This is a genomic window from Dactylosporangium sp. CA-139114 (genome assembly GCF_050955725.1).
In the GTDB taxonomy this organism is placed as follows: domain Bacteria; phylum Actinomycetota; class Actinomycetes; order Mycobacteriales; family Micromonosporaceae; genus Dactylosporangium.
In genome coordinates this window covers 5,345,377-5,362,600 of sequence record NZ_CP192080.1, presented here as the reverse complement: position 1 = coordinate 5,362,600, position 17,224 = coordinate 5,345,377, and the positions used below count along the sequence as shown (strand labels likewise).

The 17,224-nt window shown below is 75.1% G+C and carries 16 protein-coding genes; 8 read left to right on the top strand and 8 right to left on the bottom strand.

Annotated features, from left to right (window positions below; genetic code table 11):
- Window positions 1-33: 33 nt before the first annotated feature.
- The gene (locus tag ACQP2P_RS23550; protein ID WP_433604074.1) at window positions 34-744 is read left to right on the top strand and encodes an HD domain-containing protein; all 711 of its coding nucleotides are present in this window, start codon (window positions 34-36) and stop codon (window positions 742-744) included.
- Window positions 745-763: 19 nt separating this feature from the next.
- A complete protein-coding gene (locus ACQP2P_RS23545; RefSeq protein WP_433604073.1) occupies window positions 764-1,078 on the top strand; it encodes a hypothetical protein in 315 nt (104 codons plus the stop codon).
- A gap of 69 nt (window positions 1,079-1,147) precedes the next feature.
- On the opposite strand, the gene ACQP2P_RS23540 is transcribed toward ACQP2P_RS23545, so the two are convergent.
- Window positions 1,148-2,737 carry a HEAT repeat domain-containing protein gene (locus ACQP2P_RS23540; RefSeq protein WP_433604072.1) on the bottom strand — a complete coding sequence of 530 codons (1,590 nt, stop codon included), beginning with the start codon at window positions 2,735-2,737 and terminating at the stop codon, window positions 1,148-1,150.
- A 19-nt stretch (window positions 2,738-2,756) separates the two neighbouring features.
- Here ACQP2P_RS23540 and ACQP2P_RS23535 point away from each other — a divergent pair, with 19 nt between their 5' ends.
- The gene (locus tag ACQP2P_RS23535; RefSeq protein WP_433604071.1) at window positions 2,757-3,035 is read left to right on the top strand and encodes an SCO0607 family lipoprotein; all 279 of its coding nucleotides are present in this window, start codon (window positions 2,757-2,759) and stop codon (window positions 3,033-3,035) included.
- Here ACQP2P_RS23535 and ACQP2P_RS23530 read toward each other — a convergent pair.
- From ACQP2P_RS23530 to ACQP2P_RS23515, 4 genes are all read right to left on the bottom strand, one after another.
- Window positions 3,032-5,173 carry a DUF4132 domain-containing protein gene (locus ACQP2P_RS23530; RefSeq protein WP_433604070.1) on the bottom strand — a complete coding sequence of 714 codons (2,142 nt, stop codon included), beginning with the start codon at window positions 5,171-5,173 and terminating at the stop codon, window positions 3,032-3,034. The two genes, ACQP2P_RS23535 and ACQP2P_RS23530, sit on opposite strands and share 4 nt — an antisense overlap.
- On the bottom strand, window positions 5,170-5,820 hold the full coding sequence (locus ACQP2P_RS23525) for a hypothetical protein (RefSeq protein WP_433604069.1): 651 nt from the start codon (window positions 5,818-5,820) through the stop codon (window positions 5,170-5,172). The genes ACQP2P_RS23530 and ACQP2P_RS23525 overlap by 4 nt, the downstream gene beginning before the upstream one ends.
- Before the next feature lie 11 nt (window positions 5,821-5,831).
- A complete protein-coding gene (locus ACQP2P_RS23520; RefSeq protein WP_433604068.1) occupies window positions 5,832-8,201 on the bottom strand; it encodes an FtsX-like permease family protein in 2,370 nt (789 codons plus the stop codon).
- An 82-nt stretch (window positions 8,202-8,283) separates the two neighbouring features.
- Window positions 8,284-8,970: an ABC transporter ATP-binding protein gene (locus ACQP2P_RS23515; RefSeq protein WP_433604067.1), complete on the bottom strand. Its 687-nt coding sequence runs from the start codon at window positions 8,968-8,970 to the stop codon at window positions 8,284-8,286.
- Window positions 8,971-9,122: 152 nt separating this feature from the next.
- Here ACQP2P_RS23515 and ACQP2P_RS23510 point away from each other — a divergent pair, with 152 nt between their 5' ends.
- Together ACQP2P_RS23510 and ACQP2P_RS23505 are read left to right on the top strand one after the other, a co-directional pair.
- Window positions 9,123-10,397: a sensor histidine kinase gene (locus tag ACQP2P_RS23510; protein WP_433604066.1), complete on the top strand. Its 1,275-nt coding sequence runs from the start codon at window positions 9,123-9,125 to the stop codon at window positions 10,395-10,397.
- On the top strand, window positions 10,394-11,080 hold the full coding sequence (locus tag ACQP2P_RS23505; protein ID WP_433604065.1) for a response regulator: 687 nt from the start codon (window positions 10,394-10,396) through the stop codon (window positions 11,078-11,080). The genes ACQP2P_RS23510 and ACQP2P_RS23505 overlap by 4 nt, the downstream gene beginning before the upstream one ends.
- Window positions 11,081-11,101: 21 nt before the next feature.
- On the opposite strand, the gene ACQP2P_RS23500 is transcribed toward ACQP2P_RS23505, so the two are convergent.
- Window positions 11,102-11,827, bottom strand: a complete 726-nt coding sequence (locus ACQP2P_RS23500; protein ID WP_433604064.1) for a laminin G domain-containing protein — start codon at window positions 11,825-11,827, stop codon at window positions 11,102-11,104.
- A 99-nt stretch (window positions 11,828-11,926) separates the two neighbouring features.
- On the opposite strand from ACQP2P_RS23500, the gene ACQP2P_RS23495 reads away from it, so the two are divergent.
- On the top strand, window positions 11,927-12,733 hold the full coding sequence (locus ACQP2P_RS23495) for an alpha/beta fold hydrolase (RefSeq protein WP_433604063.1): 807 nt from the start codon (window positions 11,927-11,929) through the stop codon (window positions 12,731-12,733).
- Between the two features lie 43 nt (window positions 12,734-12,776).
- On the top strand, window positions 12,777-13,547 hold the full coding sequence (gene map / locus ACQP2P_RS23490; RefSeq protein WP_433604062.1) for a type I methionyl aminopeptidase: 771 nt from the start codon (window positions 12,777-12,779) through the stop codon (window positions 13,545-13,547).
- Window positions 13,548-13,727: 180 nt separating this feature from the next.
- Here map and ACQP2P_RS23485 read toward each other — a convergent pair whose 3' ends face one another.
- Window positions 13,728-14,117: a VOC family protein gene (locus ACQP2P_RS23485; protein ID WP_433619223.1), complete on the bottom strand. Its 390-nt coding sequence runs from the start codon at window positions 14,115-14,117 to the stop codon at window positions 13,728-13,730.
- A 62-nt stretch (window positions 14,118-14,179) separates the two neighbouring features.
- On the opposite strand from ACQP2P_RS23485, the gene ACQP2P_RS23480 reads away from it, so the two are divergent.
- Complete coding sequence (locus tag ACQP2P_RS23480) at window positions 14,180-14,617, top strand: VOC family protein (protein ID WP_433604061.1); 438 nt, start codon at window positions 14,180-14,182, stop codon at window positions 14,615-14,617.
- 183 nt (window positions 14,618-14,800) lie between these two features.
- Here the strand turns inward: ACQP2P_RS23480 and ACQP2P_RS23475 are convergent, their stop codons facing one another.
- Window positions 14,801-17,098: a glycoside hydrolase family 3 N-terminal domain-containing protein gene (locus ACQP2P_RS23475; protein WP_433604060.1), complete on the bottom strand. Its 2,298-nt coding sequence runs from the start codon at window positions 17,096-17,098 to the stop codon at window positions 14,801-14,803.
- Between the last annotated feature and the right edge of the window lie 126 nt (window positions 17,099-17,224).

Genomic DNA, 17,224 nt, shown 5'->3' with positions numbered 1-17,224 from the left:
GTCCGGGATCGTACAGTCTGGTATTTCATATTCATGAGTTTCCCGTCGTACCTCGGCACCATGCCGATGCACGCGATCACGGAGATCTATGGCGAGCCGGGGCTGCGGGAGCGGTACCGTCTCGAGATCGAGCGCTTCGCCCCGCCCGAGCGCGACCGGCTCGCCGCGGCTCTGGACCTCGCCGGTGAACTGCACCGCGACGACCGGCGGGTGCGGGAGCCGTACGTGAACCACCTGCTGCGCGTCGCGATCCGGATCATGCACCACTACGCGGTGTCCGACGTGGACGTGATCGCCGCGGCCGTGCTGCACGACACCGTCGAGGACCACCCCGCGGAGCTGGCCGGCCACCCGGGCGCGACGGCCGGGCAGGCGCTCGCGGTCCTCGCCGGCCGGTTCGGTGACCGGGTCGCCGGGCTCGTCGCGGCGGTCACCAACCCCGAGTACGACCCGTCATCCGACAAGCACGAGCAGTACCGCGAGCACGTCAGGGCCAGCCTCGAGCGGGACCCGTGGGCGCGGGTCATCAAGGTCTCCGACTTCACCGACAACGGCGTCGGTGTGATCCACACCACGGGGCCGAAGGTCGAGCGTTCGGCGGCGAAGTATCGCCCCCTGGTGCCGGTGCTGCGCGAACTCGTGGGGCGGCCCGACACACCGCTGACACGACTCGTGAAGGAACACATCTTCCGTCAGCTGGACCTCGCGGAGGAGCGGTTCGCGGCCATTCTTGACCGGCCGTGAATGTGCGAAGGTATGCACTGTGACAATGGTGGAACTCGCGGTCGGCTGGATGGCCTCGCACCTGTTCGACCGGGGCCGGGCGCAGGAGGCCGCGCCCGCGATCGAGGAGCAGCTGCGCGGGCTGGCCGGGCTCGTGCGGGCGAAGCTCGAGGACGACCCGGCGCTGCTCACGCTGGAGCGCGAGTCCGCGTCGTCGCCGACGCCGACCGCCGGCACCCGGCGGCGCGTCATCCAGGCGCTCGAGGACGCCGTCTGGACCGATCCGCACTTCGGCGAGGCGCTCGCCGCGACGGTGCAGCGCCTCACCCCGTTCATGCCCCGCCCGGCTGACTGACCGAGCCGGCGAACAACGCCCCGACCACAGCAACGTCCAAGCTGGATCGTCCCCTGTGGACGCCGCGGGTCAGTGGTAGCCGGTGCTGCGCCGGCCCTCGGCGGCCGTCACCGCGAGATCCAGCAGCCAGTCGCTCGGATCGTCCTGCGGCGGCGGAGTCGTCGGATGGGCGGCGCGCAGGGCCTCGAGGTACCACGTCTCGTCGGCCGGGCGCATGAGCAGCCGCAGCCAGGCCACGTTCCGGGCGCGCCGGCACTCCTCGATCGACAGCACCGAGCGCAGCGCCTCGATCGAGTCCTCGCCGGGCAGCACCAGCCGCTGGATCGGCGCGGCCGGCGGCGGCTCGGCCCCGGCCGCGAGCAGCCGGGCGGTCAGCACGTGCGCGACCCGGGTGAGATCCAGGGCCCGGCGCGCCGCGGTGGTCGGGCCGCGGACCGGGTCGGGCGTGGCGTACGCGGGGTCGGCGAGGGCCGCGGCGTAGGCGGCGTGCTCCCCCGCGGTCAGGACGCGCTCGGGATCCAGCGACGTCCACGCCTGGACGCACTCCTCGACCTCGGGCGGGCCGATCGGCACCGGGCGGCCGGGATCGTCGAGCCAGTCGCGCAGGGTGGTGGAGCCGAGCGCGTCGGCGGCCTGCCGCAGGATCGCGCGCAGCAGCCGGACGTCGCCGGTGAACCGGGCCGCGGTGGCGGCGCGCCGGCGGGCGTTGAGCAGCGCGCCGAGCGTGCGGCGATCGTCGTCGAAGTTGGCGTACCGATGCAGGCGCTCGATGAGCGGGCGCAGCTCCGGTGCCTCCTCGAGCAGGCCGCGGTAGCGCAGCAGCGCCCCCAGCACGTCCTCGTCGGGCTCGGCCAGCACCCGCAGCCCGATCGCCGCCCCCGCGACCGGGTCGGTGGCGTCGCGCAGCGCCTCGGCGGCCGCCCGCCGGACCGGCACGCCGGGGTCGCCGAGCAGCCCGGCGATGGCCCGCACGGCCTGCGGGTCGCGGCGGCGGTGCGCGAGGCAGGCCACGAGCGCGGCCCGCACGCCGGGGTCGGGCTCGGACCGGGCGGCCGCGGCGAACGGCTCGACGCCCGTGGTGGTGAACCGCAGCAGCGTCGCGGCCTCGGCGCGCACGCGCGGATCGGGGTCGATGCGCATGAGCCGCAGGCAGACGGCGTCGTCGCGCAGGTGCGCCGGGACCTGCAGGCCCTCCAGGCGCAGCAGCGGCGACGGGTCGCCCAGCAGCCTGGCCGCGAAGGCGGCGGTGCGGTTGATCGACAGCACGGCCCGGGCCGCCCGCAGCCGGACCCGGGGCTGCTCGTGGTGCTCGAGGCGCTGGCGCAGCGGCTCGTAGCGGGGGCCGAGGTAGTACAGCAGGGTGGCGACGCGGTCGTCGTCGCAGCCGAGGTCCTCGGCGGCGAACGCGATCCGCGGGTCGATGCCGCCCCGGCGCGCGAGGATCTCGCCGAGGGCGACCGCGGCCGCGTCGCCGACGTGCTCGTAGGTCTCGCCGAGCCCGCCGGCGACCCGCACCTCGGCCGTGTCGCGCAGCGCCACCTCGAGCAGCGGCTCGACCAGCCGGGGGTCACCGGTGCCGGCGGCCGTGCGCGCCGCGTCGAGCCGCACCACGGCGTTCGGATCGTGCAGCGCGTCGCGCAGCCGGTCATTCAGCGCCATCGTGGTACACCATAGTGGGATGCCGCAGGTCCGCATCCGCTCCGCCGCGACCGTGATGATCCTCGCCCTCCTGCCCGTCACCGGCTGCGACATGCGCGAGCGGGTCTGCCGGTCGCAGGAGTATCCGGTGAAGGCGGTCGGGAATCGGACAGGCGCCGCGTGCGTGCCCGAGGACCAGCAGCCGCCGGCCGGATACGTGCGCTACCCGGCCGGGCAGGAGCCGGTGTACGTCGACGACGAGTGGTACCGCTACTGGCAGACCAAGGTCGTGGACGAGCACGGCACGGTCGTGTCCTAGCGTCCGGCCGCGTAGAGCTCCACCAGCAGCTCCGACAGCGCGGCCGGGTCGGCGGCGCCGAGCGGGATGCGCCGCGCGCGCTGCCAATGGTCCGACCACGCGTCGTCGACCCAGATCTCGGCGATCCGCTGCTCGTCGGGCACGGTGGCGCCCCACGACGTCGGCACGCCCGGGTCCAGCTCGACCACCAGCCGCAGCTCGCCGGGCAGCCCGCGCGAGAGCTGGGTGTGGCGGCGCGCACCGTGGTCGTTGCTGTGCCACGACCCGTCCGCCAGCGCCGAGATCCGGCTCGACGGCACCGGTCCGAGCCCGCCGGGCAGGCTGGTCTGCGCGCGCTGCCGCTCGGTCAGCGTCATGACGGGCCGGTTCAGCTGCGGGAACGGCTGCATGATCTCGTAGTCGGCGAAGAGGTGGGCCCAGTCGCCCAGCGCCGCGCCGAGCTCCGCCGGGTGCACGATGCCGAGCTCGGCGTGGTCGTCGACGGTCGCGGTCCGGTCGTCGAGGTCCGCGAAGCTGCCGTCCTCGGCGATCCGCAGCGCCCGCAGCAGCCGGCGGCCGGGGCCGTACTGCGCCCACAGCAGCCGCCGCGCGAGCGGGCCCAGGATCGGGTGCGCCAGCAGCACGGCCGGCAGGTCCCGGGCCGGCCGGAGCCGGTGCTCGAGCATGTCGCGCTCGAGGCGGGCGATCTGCACGGCCGCGGTCGCGCGCACCTCCTTCTTCAGGCGCTGGAACCGCTCGTACGCCTCCGGGTTCGTGTCCTTGACCCCCGGCTTGGGCGGCTTCGCGAGCCGGCGCCCGTCGGTGTCGACGGCGAGGAGGGTCAGGTGCTCGTCGGCGACCACCGTGAACGCGCGCCGCCCGTAGTCCAGCGTCATCGCGGTCTCCAGCCCGTGAGTCACCGTCAGCCGGTCCGCCAGCTGCGTCCGGGACAGCCCGCGCCGGGCCGCGGCCTGGGTCAGGTAGGCCACGGCCCGCTCGTTCATCGGGCCGCCCGACATCACGTGCTCGATCGCGAGCGCGTGGCGCAGCGACTCGTCGGTGCCCACGGTGGCCAGCACCGCGTGGCCGTCGATCGCCCGCAGGTACCGGCTCTTCGCCGGCCACGACCGCACCAGCGGCGCCAGCTCGGCCCAGGTCGCGGCGTCGCCGACGTGCGCCTGCGCCAGGATCGCCCACGCGTGCGACGCCGGCATCCCGGCCGCCAGCCACGCCTGCAGCAGCGCCCGCCCGAACGCCGCCAGGCTCCCCCGGTCACAGCCCGCGATCAGCCGCTCCAGCTCCGGGTCGGCCGGGGCCACCATCGGCTGCGCGGCCGCCGACCCCTCGACGACGAGCGGCACCGCGACGCCGGGCGGGGCGGGGTCGCCCGGCGCCGGCTCCGGCGGCTCGGCCAGGCGCGAGCGGGTCAGCGCGCCGACCAGCCGGGCGGCCTCCTGCGGCGGCAGCGGCGTGCCCGCCGCCGAGCGGACCGGCGGCAGCAGCTCCGGCCGTGCCCACGCCGGCGGCTTCGCCCGGGCGAGCGGCGCCGGGCCGGCGGCGAGGAGGGCCGGGACCGCGGCGAGCGCGGCCGTCCCGAGCTCGCCGGCGATCTTGACGACGAGCGGCTCGTGCCCGGCCGCGGCGAGGTACCGCAGCGCGTCCTCGGCGTTCTGCCGGGCCTTGCCCGGGCGCCCGGCCGCGGCCGGGATCAGGGCCCGGGCCGCGGCCTCGGGGTGCCGCTCCAGCCACAGCCGGGCCCACAGCCGCGCCGACCCGAGGTGCCGCAGCCAGCCCGCGACCAGGGCGGCCGGCTCCGGCCCCCGCAACGGCAGCATCAGCAGGCCCAGCGCGTCGGGGCTGGTGCCGGCCAGCCCGGCGGCGAACGTCAGCGCGTCCAGCTCGAAGCGCGCGACCGCGACCCGCCCCACGTCGATGCGCTGGCGCAGCCGCAGGTAGGACTCCTTGCCGATCAGCGCCCGGGCCGAGGCGTCGGGGCCCTTCGCGATCAGCCAGGCCACCTGCGGCATGGTCAGGCTGCCGAGCGTGTTCGCCCCGGTGGCGGCCCGGTCCCAGCCGGGCTCCTCCAGCCCGTGGTCCAGCGCCGCGGCCCGCGCCAGCCACGCCTGCCGCTCCCCGGCGAGCCACGCCATGACGGTCATCGCGCCGGGCCCAGCCGGGCGGCCAGCTTGCGCAGGTGCTGCTCGACCTGGGCGCGGTCGTAGCCGCGCGCCACGACCACCAGGTCCGGCTCGTCGAGGGCCGCCCGGGCCGCGGCGCGCTCGGCCGGGTCGCCGTCGAGCAGGGCGTCCTGGGCGCGGCGCACGAGCCGGTCGATGCGGCCGGGCTCGTAGCCGCGCAGCACCGTGGTGAAGCCCGGCGCCTCGCCGCGGCGGGCGATGCGGTTGTCGAAGCGGGCCCCGGCGTGCCGGTCGAGGGCGGCGGCGATGTCGGCCTGCGACTGGCGCACGTCCAGCAGCTTGAGCACGGCGCGCCCGCCGGGCTCGAGGATCAGGTGCGGGCCGGAGGTCGCGGGCGGCACGGGCTCGTCCAGGACCACCTTGTCGATCGCGGACCAGGGGACGAGGCCGTCGCGCGTGGTGATGCCGTCGGCGCCGATGGCGAAGCGGAACGGGCGGAGCTCGTCGCGGACCAGCGCCGCGCCGAGGACGAGCGCGGCGAGCCCGCCGATCGCGAGGATCAGGCGGGCGCCGCTGCCGGAGCCCCAGGCGCAGGCCAGGGCGAGCAGGCCGAACACGACGACGAGAAGAGCAAAGCCGAGGGGCCGGCGTCTGCGCTGCAACTCCACGCCCGGGAACCTTACTCGGTGCGCAGCGCTCGCGCGGTGCTGGTGCGGGCCGCCCAGCCCGCCGGGAGCAGGGCGCCGGCCAGGGCGATGACGAGGCCGCCGAACGCCAGCGGGGTGAGGACGCTCAGGGAGTACACCTCGATGATGTGCTGCGGGAAGCGCGTCCCGGCGGCCGTGGCCATCCGCGGCAGGACCCAGTCGTGCAGCGCGATCCCGGCCGGCACCCCCACGATGCCTGCGACGAGGCCGATCCCGGCGACGGAGGTGAGCACCATCGCCACGCTCTGCCGCGGCCCCATCCCGAGCGCCTTGAACACGCCCAGCTCGTGCACCCGCTCCCGGGTGTCCAGCACCACCGTGTTGAGCACGCCGAGGCCGGCCACGGCGACGAGCATCAGGGTGAGCGTCCCGGCGAGGGTGTCCATGGCCACCACGGTCTCGCTGATCTCGGCCACGTTCACCTCGGCGTGGCCGTTGTCGCCCAGGGCGGCCTCGAGCCCCTTGGTGTACTGCGCCAGATCCGTTCCGTGCTGCACCAGGATCTCGAAGCGCTTCCCGCCCCGCGTGCCCGGCAGGTCCAGCGCGTCGAACGTGCGCGCGTCGGCGATGAGCCGGCGCCCGTCCGAGCTGAGGTCGAGGGCCTCGCCGACGATCGTGACCGTCGTGGACCGGCCGCCGGCGCTCACCGTCAGCGTGTCGCCGACCTTGACCCCGGCCGCGGCGAGGAACGCGCTGGGCACGACCACCTCGCCGGGGGCGGCGAACCAGCGGCCCGCGATCATTTCGTAGGAGGCCCAGGAGGCGTCGCCCTCGAACTCGACGATCTCGGTGGTGCCGGTGAGCCCGGCGACGGTCGCCTCGGCGTACCAGCTCGCGAAGTACCTGCCGGTGCCCGGCTGGGCCCGGATCGCCGCCTCGATCGCGGCCGGGTCCGGCTCCCCGGCCGGCCCGGACTCCGCCTCGCCGGGCGTGGGCGGGCGTCCGGCGTAGACCTCGACGTCGCCGGCCGTGCGCTTGTTCAGCGCGGTCTGCACCGCGCCGACGGACATCGCGAGCCCGGTCCCGAAGGTCACGCCGAGCGCGCCCAGGGCGACCGCCGCGGCGATCGTCGCCGAGCGGCCGGGGCGGGTGAACGGGTTGGCCAGGCCCAGGCTCACCGGGCGGGGCAGCGGCAGCCGGCCCAGCACGTGCCGCGCGAGCCGCCCGCGGCCCAGCGACGGGGTGCGGCCGACCGCGAGGGCGTCGACCGTGCGCAGCCGCCCGGCCCGCAGCGCCGGCACGAACGCGGTGAGCGCGACCGCGGCCAGGGCCGCGAGCGGGACGGCCACGGACACCCACCAGTCGACGGTGTGCACGCCGGTGCCGAACGCCTCGCCCTCGTCGTCGAGGATCGGCACCGCCGCGAGGTTGCCCAGCGGCACGCCGATGAGCGCGCCGATCGCGGCCGGGATGAGCGCCTGCATGACGTAGGCGCGCACGACCCGGGCCGGGCTGTAGCCCAGCGCCTTGAGGATGCCGATGCGCCGGGTGGCCGAGCCGACCGCGCCGCTGACCACGATGCCGATGATGAGCACCGACATCACCAGGCCGAGCACGCCGAACGCGGTCACGAACGGGGCGAAGGTGGCGGCCACCTTCTCGGTGTCGAACTTGACCGTCAGGTAGGAGGCGGCGCCCTGCATCGCGCCGTCGGGCACGGTGGCGGCGATCGCCTTCCTCCCGGCGGTGATGTCGGCGTCGGTGGCCGACTTCGCGAGGCGGTACGACATCTGGAACCCGCCCTTGCCGGCCGGCGTCATCGCGGTGACCGTCGCCGGGAGTGCCCACGCGGCGCCGGTCCGGCCGACCGAGCGGGCCAGCCCGACGATGGTCAGCGTCGGGGCGCCCGGGGCGTCGTCGTAGCGCAGCTGGTCGCCGACGGAGAACGGCGCCTCGGCGCCGGCCCAGACGATCTCGCCGGGGCCGGTGGCGTAGCGGCCGGCGGTGAGCTCGAGGCGGTCGAGGCCGGTGCCGGGATCGGGGCGCCCCACGATGGTGGCCGAGGGCAGCGTGATCCCCGCCGGGAGGTGCTGGGCGCTCCGGACGAGCGTCGGGGCGAGCTCGACGGTCGGGAAGGGCCCGCCGGCCTCGGTCACCCCGGCCGCCTGCCGCGTGGCGGCGAGCTGGCCGGCGGTCACCTTGGCCGCGTCGAACTGAGCGGTGAGGTGGGCGCCGTGCTGGCGCTGGAACGCCTCGGCGAACGGCGCCGAGGCGGCCACGAGCAGCCCGACGGCGAGGACGGACGCGGTCACCGCGAGCAGCGTCGTGAGCGCCATGACGACGGTCTGCACGCGGCGCCGGCCGACTCCGGAGCGCACCACGCGGCCCAGACCCCCGCTCATGCCGTCACCTCCGCAAGCTCCGGCGCCGGCATGAGGGGACTGTGTCCATGATGAGCGGCCCCTCCGCTTCGCTCCGGACCGCTCATGCCGCCACCCCCGTGGCGAGCCGGCCGTCGACGAGCGAGATGGTCCGGGTGGCGCAGGCCTCGGCCAGCGCGAGGTCGTGGGTGACGAGCAGCAGGGTCTGGCCGTCGCGGTTGAGCTCGGTGAGCAGCCGGCGCACCTCCTGCCCGGAGGCGGTGTCCAGGGCTCCGGTGGGCTCGTCGGCCAGCAGCAGCGGCGGCCGGTTCATGAGCGCCCGGGCGACCGCGACCCGCTGCCGCTCGCCGCCGGAGAGCCGGCCCGGGAAGGCCTTCGCGTGGCGGGCGACGCCGAGGTACTCCAGCAGCTCCTGCGCGCGCTTGAGCGCCGGGCCCCGGCCGGTGCCGGACAGCTGGGCGGGCAGCAGGACGTTGTCGAGCACGGTGAGGTCGTCGAGCAGGTTGAAGAACTGGAAGACCATGCCGATGCGGGTGCGGCGGTACTGCGCCGAGGCCGCCTCCGACAGCCGGTCGACCCGCACCCCGTCCACGCTCACCGCGCCGCTCGTCGGCCGGTCCAGCCCCGCGATGAGGTTGAGCAGCGTCGACTTGCCGCTGCCGGAGGGCCCCAGCACCGCGAGGGCCTCCCCGCGCCGCACCCGCAGGCTGAGCCCGTCCAGGGCGGCGGTCCCGCCCTCGTACTGCTTCGTCACATCGTCGAACGCGATGAGCACACCTGATTCGGTCATGCCGCGAACGCTAGGGCGGCACCGGGCACGGCCACGTCGGCCGCCGTGCGGGTTTCGGGTCGGCATCAGGGCGTACGGCCGCCGGCGTCATCATTGCGATGTACGCACCGGTCCCGACGCGCTGCGGCCCGACCGTGGGCCAGACTGGGCGGGTGGACCTCCGGCAACTGTCTCGACGCGGATGGCGGGCCGCGGTGGCCTGGCTGCGGGTGGTCACCCCGGGTCAGACCCGCCTGACGCCCTGGGCCTGGGCCGCCGACATCATCCTCGCGCTGGTGCTCGCCGCCGGCGCGGTCAACGGCGCCGCCGAACCCCTCCACCAGGATCGACCGGGCCCGATCATCGTGTACGGCCCGTTCGACCGGGTCCCGCAGCCGCCCGACGCGCCCGCGTTCCCGCCCCCGCCGCCGGACCAGCAGCCGGCCGGGGCGCTGCTGATCGTGGCCGCGCTCACCGCCCTGCCGCTGGCCACCCGGCGCCGCTGGCCGCTCGCGTCGTTCCTGGTCATCGCCGTGTGCGCGTTCCGGGTGTTCCGGATGGACGCCGATCCCACGTGGAGCGTGGCCGCGGCCCTCGTCGCCGCCTACAGCGCCCCGATGTACTCCCGCTACCGCAACCTCGCCCTGGCCAGCGTCGTGGTCGCGGGCGCGCTCGCCGTCAGCAACCTGCGGGAGAACCTGCCGGACGTGCCGCAGGGCCTGGTCCTGTTCCTGATGCTCGCCTCGGTCGGGCTGGCCGCGAACGCCCTGCACACCTGGCGGGTGCGGGCCCGCACCGCCGAACGCGAGCAGGAGGTCGCGGCCCGGCTCGCGGTGGAGCGCGAACGGGCCCGGCTCGCCCGCGAGCTGCACGACATCGTCACGCACAACGTGAGCGTGATGGTCGTGCAGGCCGGCGCGGCCCGCAAGGTCATGGACGCGCGGCCGGACCAGGCGAAGGAGGCGCTGCTGGCGGTCGAGTCCGGGGGCCGGGCCGCGCTCACCGAGCTGCGGCAGGTCATCGGCCTGCTCACCATCGACGCCGACGGCGAGGACCTCGCCCCGCAGCCGGGCCTGGAGCAGCTGGAGACCCTGGTCGCCCGGGTGCGCGAGACCGGGGTGCCGGTCACCCTCGCCGTCGCCGCGCCCGGCGTGCCGCCCGGGGTCGGGCTGGCCGCGTACCGGGTCGTGCAGGAGGCGCTCACCAACGCGGTCAGGCACGCGGCCGGCGCCGGGGTCGACGTCGTCGTGACGGCCGACGGGCGGACGCTGCGCGTCGACGTGGCCGACACCGGGGGCGAGCCGGTGCCGGGGGCCGCCGGCAGCGGGCGCGGCCTGGCCGGGCTGCGCGAACGCCTCGCCGTCCACGGCGGTACGCTCACCGCCGCCCCGCGCCCGACGGGCGGGTTCCGGGTCGTGGCCGAGATTCCGCTGGGGGCTTCCTCGTGACGGCACCGCTGCGCGTGGTCATCGCGGACGATCAGGCGCTGGTGCGCACCGGGTTCCGGATGATCCTCACCGCCGACGGCATCGACGTGGTCGCCGAGGCCGCCGACGGGGCCGAGGCGGTCGAGGCGGTCCGGCGCACCCGGCCCGACGTGGTGCTCATGGACGTGCGGATGCCCGCGATGGACGGCCTCGAGGCGACCCGGCGCATCCTCGGGGGCGAGCCCGCCGCCGCGCCCCGGGTCGTCATCCTCACCACGTTCGACCTGGACCGGTACGTGTACGCGGCCCTGTCCGCCGGCGCGTCCGGGTTCCTGCTCAAGGACGTGAGCCCCGAGCAGCTCGTGGCGGCCGTGCGCCTGGTGCGGGCCGGGGACGCGCTGCTCGCCCCGGCGATCACGCGGCGGCTCATCGAGCGGTACGCGGCCCGCGACGCGCGCACCGCGACCCTGCACCGCGACCTGTCGGCGCTGACGCCGCGCGAGATCGAGGTGCTGACGCTGCTGGCCCGCGGGCTGAGCAACGCCGAGCTGGCCGGGAGCCTGTTCCTGTCGGACGCCACGGTGAAGACGCACGTGGCCCGGATCCTGTCCAAGCTCGGGCTGCGCGACCGGGCCCAGGCGATCGTGGTGGCCTACGAGACCGGGCTCGTCACGCCGGGAACTTCGGGGCCGGTGGGCGGCTGAGGGTTCTGCCGATGCCGAGGTTCAACGCGCCTCGAGCTGTACGTAGTCGAGGTCACCCGCGTAGTAGTCGCAGCCGACGTCGACCTGGTCGCAGCTCGTCTTGCCGCCGATCGACAGCGGCCAGCCGTTGGCGATGAAGCCGGTCCAGCCGGGCTTGCGCGCCTCGGTGCGCCCGTCGACGACCAGCGCCAGCCCGTCCCGGGTGCGCTCGCAGCGCACGGTGTGCCAGTCCCCGTCGTTGAGCCGGGTCTTCGAGGAGACGATCAGCGAGCCGTGGTCGCCGCGGAACAGGCACTGCGCGATGCCGCTGGGGATCTGCAGCTTGAAGTTCCCGCCCTCGACGGTGGCCTGGCCCTTCTGCACGATGTTGCCGAAGTGGTACTGCGTGCGCAGCCGGACGGTCACCGCGAAGTCCCGGTTGCCGGGGTTGAGCTCGGCCGCGCTGGTCACGGTCGCCAGGTGGCGCGGGTGGGTCGGCGGGGTGTCGGGCTCGAGGCGGGTGAAGCGGTAGCCGGTCGCGCCCCGCACCGCGACGCCCGTCTGCACCTCGGAGCCGACGGTGCCGTCGAGGGCGTGGCCGGAGCTGTCGGCCATCGTGCGCGCGCCCGGGCCCTCGTTCAGGTCGTAGCGGGCCACGACGTGCCCCGCGGGGCCCTCGGTGACGGCGCCGGCCCCGGCGGCGGTGGCCACGAGGGTCGCCGCGGTGGTGAAGGTGACGGCGACGGCGTACCGCCCTCGACTGCGCATGGAGTCCCCCGCTCGATCGTGATGCGGTTCATCCTAATTGCCCGAAACATCCGCTGATGCGGACATTGAGCGAGTCGCGCGATGCCCGATCATGGAGGCGTGCGACGCATCGAGCTCCACCGTGATGACGTGACGCTGTCCGGCCTCGTCGGCGGCGATCCCGGCGCCCCGCCGGTCCTGCTGCTGCACGGCCTGGCCGGCTCGGCCGAGGAGCTGCGCCCGACGGCCGCGGCCCTGGTTGCGGCGTGCCGCGTCGTCGTGCTCGACCAGCGCGGCCACGGCCACAGCACCCGCCGCCCCGCGGACCTGTCCCGCCGCGCCTTCGTCGCCGACGCCGCCGCGGCCGTCGAGCAGCTCTGCGGCGGCGGCCCGGTCGCCGTGGCCGGGCAGTCGATGGGCGGGCACACGGCGATGCTGCTGGCGGCGTGGTACCCGCACCTCGTCGGCGGCCTCGTGATGCTGGAGGCGGGCGTGGGCGGCGCGGAGCCGGGCGACGACTACCCGGCGCGCCTGGGCCGCTGGTTCGCCGCGTGGCCGGTGCCGTTCGCCTCGCGTGCGGCGGCGGTGGAGCACCTCGGCGCCACGCCGACGGCGCACGCGTGGGCCGCGGACCTCGCCGAGGGCGAGGACGGCCTGCGCCCCCGGTTCGACGCCGACGTGATGGAGGCGGCGATCGCGCCGGTCGCGGCCGTGGCACGCTGGGACGAGTGGCGCTCGATCACGGCCCCGACGCTGCTGGTCCGCGGCGAGCGCGGCACCTGCCCGCCGGCCGGGGACGAGCGCATGCGCGAGCTGCGGCCGGAGGTGGGCTACGCGGTGATCGAGGGCGCGGGCCACGACGCCCACCTGGACCAGCCCGCCGCGTGGCTGACCCTGCTCCGGGGCGCACTCGGCGGCATGGTATAAAAATACCAGTACAGAAATACCGCACCGGGAGAGGGAAACTGTCGTGATCGAGCTCAAGTCCGCCGAGGAGATCGGCCGGATGGCGGTGACCGGCCAGTTCGTCGGCGAGCTGCTCGCCGAGCTGCGCGGTGTCGCCGCGGTCGGCGTCAACCTGATGGACATCGAGCACCACGCCCGCCGCCGGATCAAGGAGCGCGGCGCCGAGTCCTGCTACTGGGACTACGCCCCCTCGTTCGGCCGCGGCCCGTTCCGCAACGTGCTGTGCCTGTCGGTGAACGACGCGGTGCTGCACGGGCTGCCGCACGACTACGTCCTGCGCGACGGCGACCTGCTCAGCATCGACATGGCGGTCGGCATCGACGGCTGGGTGGCCGACTCCGCGCTCTCGTGCATCGTCGGCACCCCCGACCCGGCCGACGAGAGGCTCATCGAGGCCACCGAGGTCGCGCTGGAGGCGGCGATCAAGGCGGCCCAGCCCGGCGGCCGGCTCGGCGACATCTCCGCCGCGATCGGCGAGGTCGCCCACGGCTACGGCTACCGCGTCAACAACGAGTTCGGCGGCCACGGCATCGGCCGGACCATGCACGAGGCCCCGCACGTGGCGAACAACGGCCGCGCCAAGCGGGGCATGAAGCTCGAGCCGGGCCTGACGATCGCCATCGAGCCGTGGCTGTGCCGGTCGACGGACCGGATCAAGTACGACGACGACGGCTGGACGATCCGCTCGGCCGACGGCTCCCGCACCGCCCACTCCGAGCACACCGTGGCCATCACCGCCTCGGGCGCCCAGGTCCTGACCCGCCGGCCGGCCTGAGACGGGCCGGGCTTCCGGCGCGGCACCCCCGCCGACCGCAACGACGGCCGGCCCACGAACGGCGGCGCCCGGTCGACGGTCAGCTACCCGGCGGCGGGCGCGTGGGGCCCCGTCCGGCGCTGGGCGCGATCACCGCTGTCGTGAGGTTCGGGCGCTCCGGCTCCCCGCCGGAGCGCCCGTTCACTTCTGGGCCGCGATCTGGATCAGGTTGCCGCAGGTGTCGTCGAACACCGCAGTGGTCACCGGCCCCATGTCGGTCGGCGGCTGGGTGAACACCACGCCGGCGGCGACCAGCCGGTCGTACTCGGCCTGGACGTCCTCGACCGCGAAGGACGTCCAGGGGATCCCGTCGTTGACGAGGGCCTCGCGGAACGGCGCGACGGCCGGGTGCCCGGAGGGCTCGAGGACGAGCTCGACCCCGTCGGGCTGGTCGGCGGAGACGACGGTGAGCCAGCTGACGCCGTCGCCCATGGGGATGTCGGTCTTCTTCACGAAGCCGAGGATCTCGGTGTAGAAGCGCAGGGCCGCGGCCTGGTCGGTCACGAACACGCTCGCCAGGTTGATTCGGATCGTCACCCCGACAGCATAGGCAAGTCGCGGCTTGCCTATCAAGCCCGGCACACTTCCGATGCATGACGACACCGTTCACACTGACGTTCGACTGCGCCGCGCCGGGCGCGCTGGCCGCCTTCTGGTGCGAGGCCCTCGGCTACGTCCCGGCCGCCCCGCCCGCCGGGTTCGACAGCTGGGAGCAGTGGCTGATCCGCTTCGAGGTGCCCGAGGACGAGTGGGACGACGGCGCCGCGATCGAGGACCCGAGCGGCGCCGGCCCGCGAATCTCGTTCCTGAAGGTGCCGGAGCCCAAGCGCGCGAAGAACCGCATCCACGTCGACGTGCAGGTCGGCGGCGGCCGGGCGACCCCGTGGGAGGAGCGCTGGCCGAAGGTCCGCGCCAAGGCCGACCGGCTGATCGCGGCCGGCGCGACCGAGCAGGCCGTGTTCGACCTCGAGGGCCGCCCCGACCACGTCGTGCTCCTCGACCCGGAGGGCAACGAGTTCTGCGTCGTGTGAACGTCATCCGCCCGAAGCCCTTCCGGTAGACGCCCGCCACTGCCGGGTCGGGGTCGGGTCCGTGACGATCACTCGCCGGGCCTGCCGGGCAAGGACCGCACCGGCTGGGCGACGGCGGTGCCGCTGACCCGGCTGGGCGGGCCGAGCGTCCACGAACCGCGAGCGACGACCCGGCCCACGCTCCTACGAGACGGTGCAGGCGGCGCCGTTCAGGGTGAAGGACGCCGGGCGCGGGTTCGCGCCGGTGTACGCGTTGAAGCCGGCCGAAAGCGACGCGCCCGGGGCCAGGGTGCCGTTCCACGCCTCGCTCTTCGCGGTCACCGCCGCGCCCGACTGCGTCCACGTCGCCGACCAGCCCTGGGACACCTTCTGGTTGCCCGGGAAGGTGAAGCCCAGCGTCCAGCCGTTGATCGTGGTGCTGCCCGTGTTCTTCACCGACACGGTGCCGGTGAAGCCGCCGCCCCAGTCGTTCACCGAGTACGTCACGGCGCACGCGGCCGGCGGCGGTGTGGTCGGCGGTGTGGTCGGCGGCGGTGTGGTCGTGGCCGGCGGTGTGGTCACCGTCGCCGCGGCCGAGGCCGGGCCCGTGCGGCCCGCCGAGTCGACCGCCACCACGGTGTAGGACGTCGTCGTGTTCGGGGCCAGGCCGGTCAGCTGGTACGACGTCGACGCGACCGTCGCCAGCAGCATGTCGGCACGGTAGACGCGGTAGGACACCGCGGCCGTGCCCGTCGCGGGGGCGGTCCAGGTCAGGGTGGCCGAGGTGCTGGTCACGGCCGAGACCGCGGGGGTGCCCGGCTGTCCCGGCCCGCTCGGCGGGGGCGTCGTGGCATAGGTCAGGCCGTAGCCGTAGGCGAACAGCGGGGTCTTGCCGTCGCCGTCGTTGATCGGCTCCTGCGACGCGGACCGCATCCACGTCATCGGCAGCCTGCCCGTCGGCGCGTAGTCGCCGAAGAGCAGGCTGGCCACGCCGGCGCCCTCGGTGCCGGGCAGCCACGCGGCGAGCAGGCCGCTCCAGTCCGGCAGCTGCGCGGCGATGTCCAGCGGGCGGCCGGAGACCAGCACGACCACCACGGGCACGCCGGAGGCCTTGAGCGTGTCGAGGGTCGCGAGGTCGGTCGAGTCGAGGCCGAGCGAGTTCGGGCGGTCGCCCTGGCCCTCGGCGTAGGGCGTCTCCCCGATCACCGCGACGGCGACGTTGTAGCTGCGGTCGATGCCGGAGCCCGACGCGTTGTACGTCACCGTCGCCGACGACCCGGCCGAGGCGCGGATGCCCTGCAGGATCGTGGTGCCCGGCGTCGTGTTGCCGGACGCGCCCTGCCAGCTGACGGTCCAGCCGCCGCTCTGCAGCCCGATGTTGTCGGCGCTCTTGCCGGCCACGAAGATCTTGCCACTCCTGGCCAGCGGCAGCACCCCGGTGTTCTTGAGCAGCACCTGCGACTCGCGCACGGCCTGCCGGGCGACGCCGCGGTGCGCGGTGCCGCCGACAGTGCCGGTCAGCGTCCGGTCGGCGAACGGGTGCTCGAAGAGCCCGAACTCCAACTTCTTCGTGAGGATCCGGCGCACCGCGTCGTCGATGCGGGCCGTGGTGACCCGCCCCGCCTGGACCTCGCCGCGCAGCACGTCGATGAACTGCTTCCACGCGCTCGTCACCATCACCATGTCGATGCCCGCGTTGACCGCCCGGCGGACCTCGGAGGCGGTGAAGCCCTCGCCGCCCTCGATCTGGTCGATGCCGTTCCAGTCGGACACGACGAACCCGTCGAAGCCCAGCTCGCCCTTCAGCATGCCGTTGAGCAGGTAGTCGTCGCCGTGCAGCTTCTGTCCGTTGCACGAGGAGAAGGAGACCATCACCGAGGCGACGTGCCGGCGGATCGCCTCCTGGAACGGGGGCAGGTGCACGGCCCGCAGCTCCGCCTCGGAGATCTGGGTGTCGCCCTGGTCGACGCCGCCGGTGGTGCCGCCGTCGCCGACGTAGTGCTTGGCCGTGGCGAGCACCCCGCCGGACTGGTATCCGTCGATGATCGTCGCCATCGACACGGGCAGCTCGGGCTTCTCGGCGAACGACTCGTAGGTGCGGCCCCAGCGGTCGTTGCGCGCCACGCACAGGCAGGGCGAGAACGTCCAGTGCACGCCGGTGCCCTTGACCTCCTCCGCGGTGGCCCGGCCGACCTGCTGGGCCAGGGCGGGGTCGCGGGTGGCGCCGAGGCCGACGTTGTGCGGGAAGATCGTGGCGCCGACGACGTTGTTGTGCCCGTGCACCGCGTCGGAGCCGTAGAGGATCGGGATCTTCAGCGGGGTGGCGAGGGCGCCGCGCTGGAAGGTGTCGGTCATGTCGGCCCAGGCGCTTGCGGTGTTCGGCGAGGGTGCGGAGCCGCCGCCGGAGAGGATCGAGCCGAGCCGGTAGCCGGTGACGTCGGCGGCGGTCGCGGAGCCGCGCTCGGCCTGGGTCATCTGCCCGAGCTTCTCGTCGAGGCTCATCCGCGCCATCAGGTCCGCGACCCGCTACGCGACGGGCAGGCTCGGGTCGAGGTAGGGCTCGGCGGCCGCGGCCGGCAGCACGCCGACGAGCGTGGCGGCGGCGACCGCGGCGGCGAGGGCGGCGAT

Coding starts and splice junctions, on each gene's coding strand:
- ACQP2P_RS23550 (WP_433604074.1), top strand. CDS start 34: ATGAGTTTCCCGTCGTACCTCGGCACCATGCCGATGCACGCGATCACG.
- ACQP2P_RS23540 (WP_433604072.1), bottom strand. CDS start 2,737: ATGGCGCTGAATGACCGGCTGCGCGACGCGCTGCACGATCCGAACGCC.
- ACQP2P_RS23535 (WP_433604071.1), top strand. CDS start 2,757: ATGCCGCAGGTCCGCATCCGCTCCGCCGCGACCGTGATGATCCTCGCC.
- ACQP2P_RS23530 (WP_433604070.1), bottom strand. CDS start 5,173: ATGACCGTCATGGCGTGGCTCGCCGGGGAGCGGCAGGCGTGGCTGGCG.
- ACQP2P_RS23520 (WP_433604068.1), bottom strand. CDS start 8,201: ATGAGCGGGGGTCTGGGCCGCGTGGTGCGCTCCGGAGTCGGCCGGCGC.
- ACQP2P_RS23515 (WP_433604067.1), bottom strand. CDS start 8,970: ATGACCGAATCAGGTGTGCTCATCGCGTTCGACGATGTGACGAAGCAG.
- ACQP2P_RS23500 (WP_433604064.1), bottom strand. CDS start 11,827: ATGCGCAGTCGAGGGCGGTACGCCGTCGCCGTCACCTTCACCACCGCG.
- ACQP2P_RS23480 (WP_433604061.1), top strand. CDS start 14,180: ATGACGACACCGTTCACACTGACGTTCGACTGCGCCGCGCCGGGCGCG.
- ACQP2P_RS23475 (WP_433604060.1), bottom strand. CDS start 17,098: ATGAGCCTCGACGAGAAGCTCGGGCAGATGACCCAGGCCGAGCGCGGC.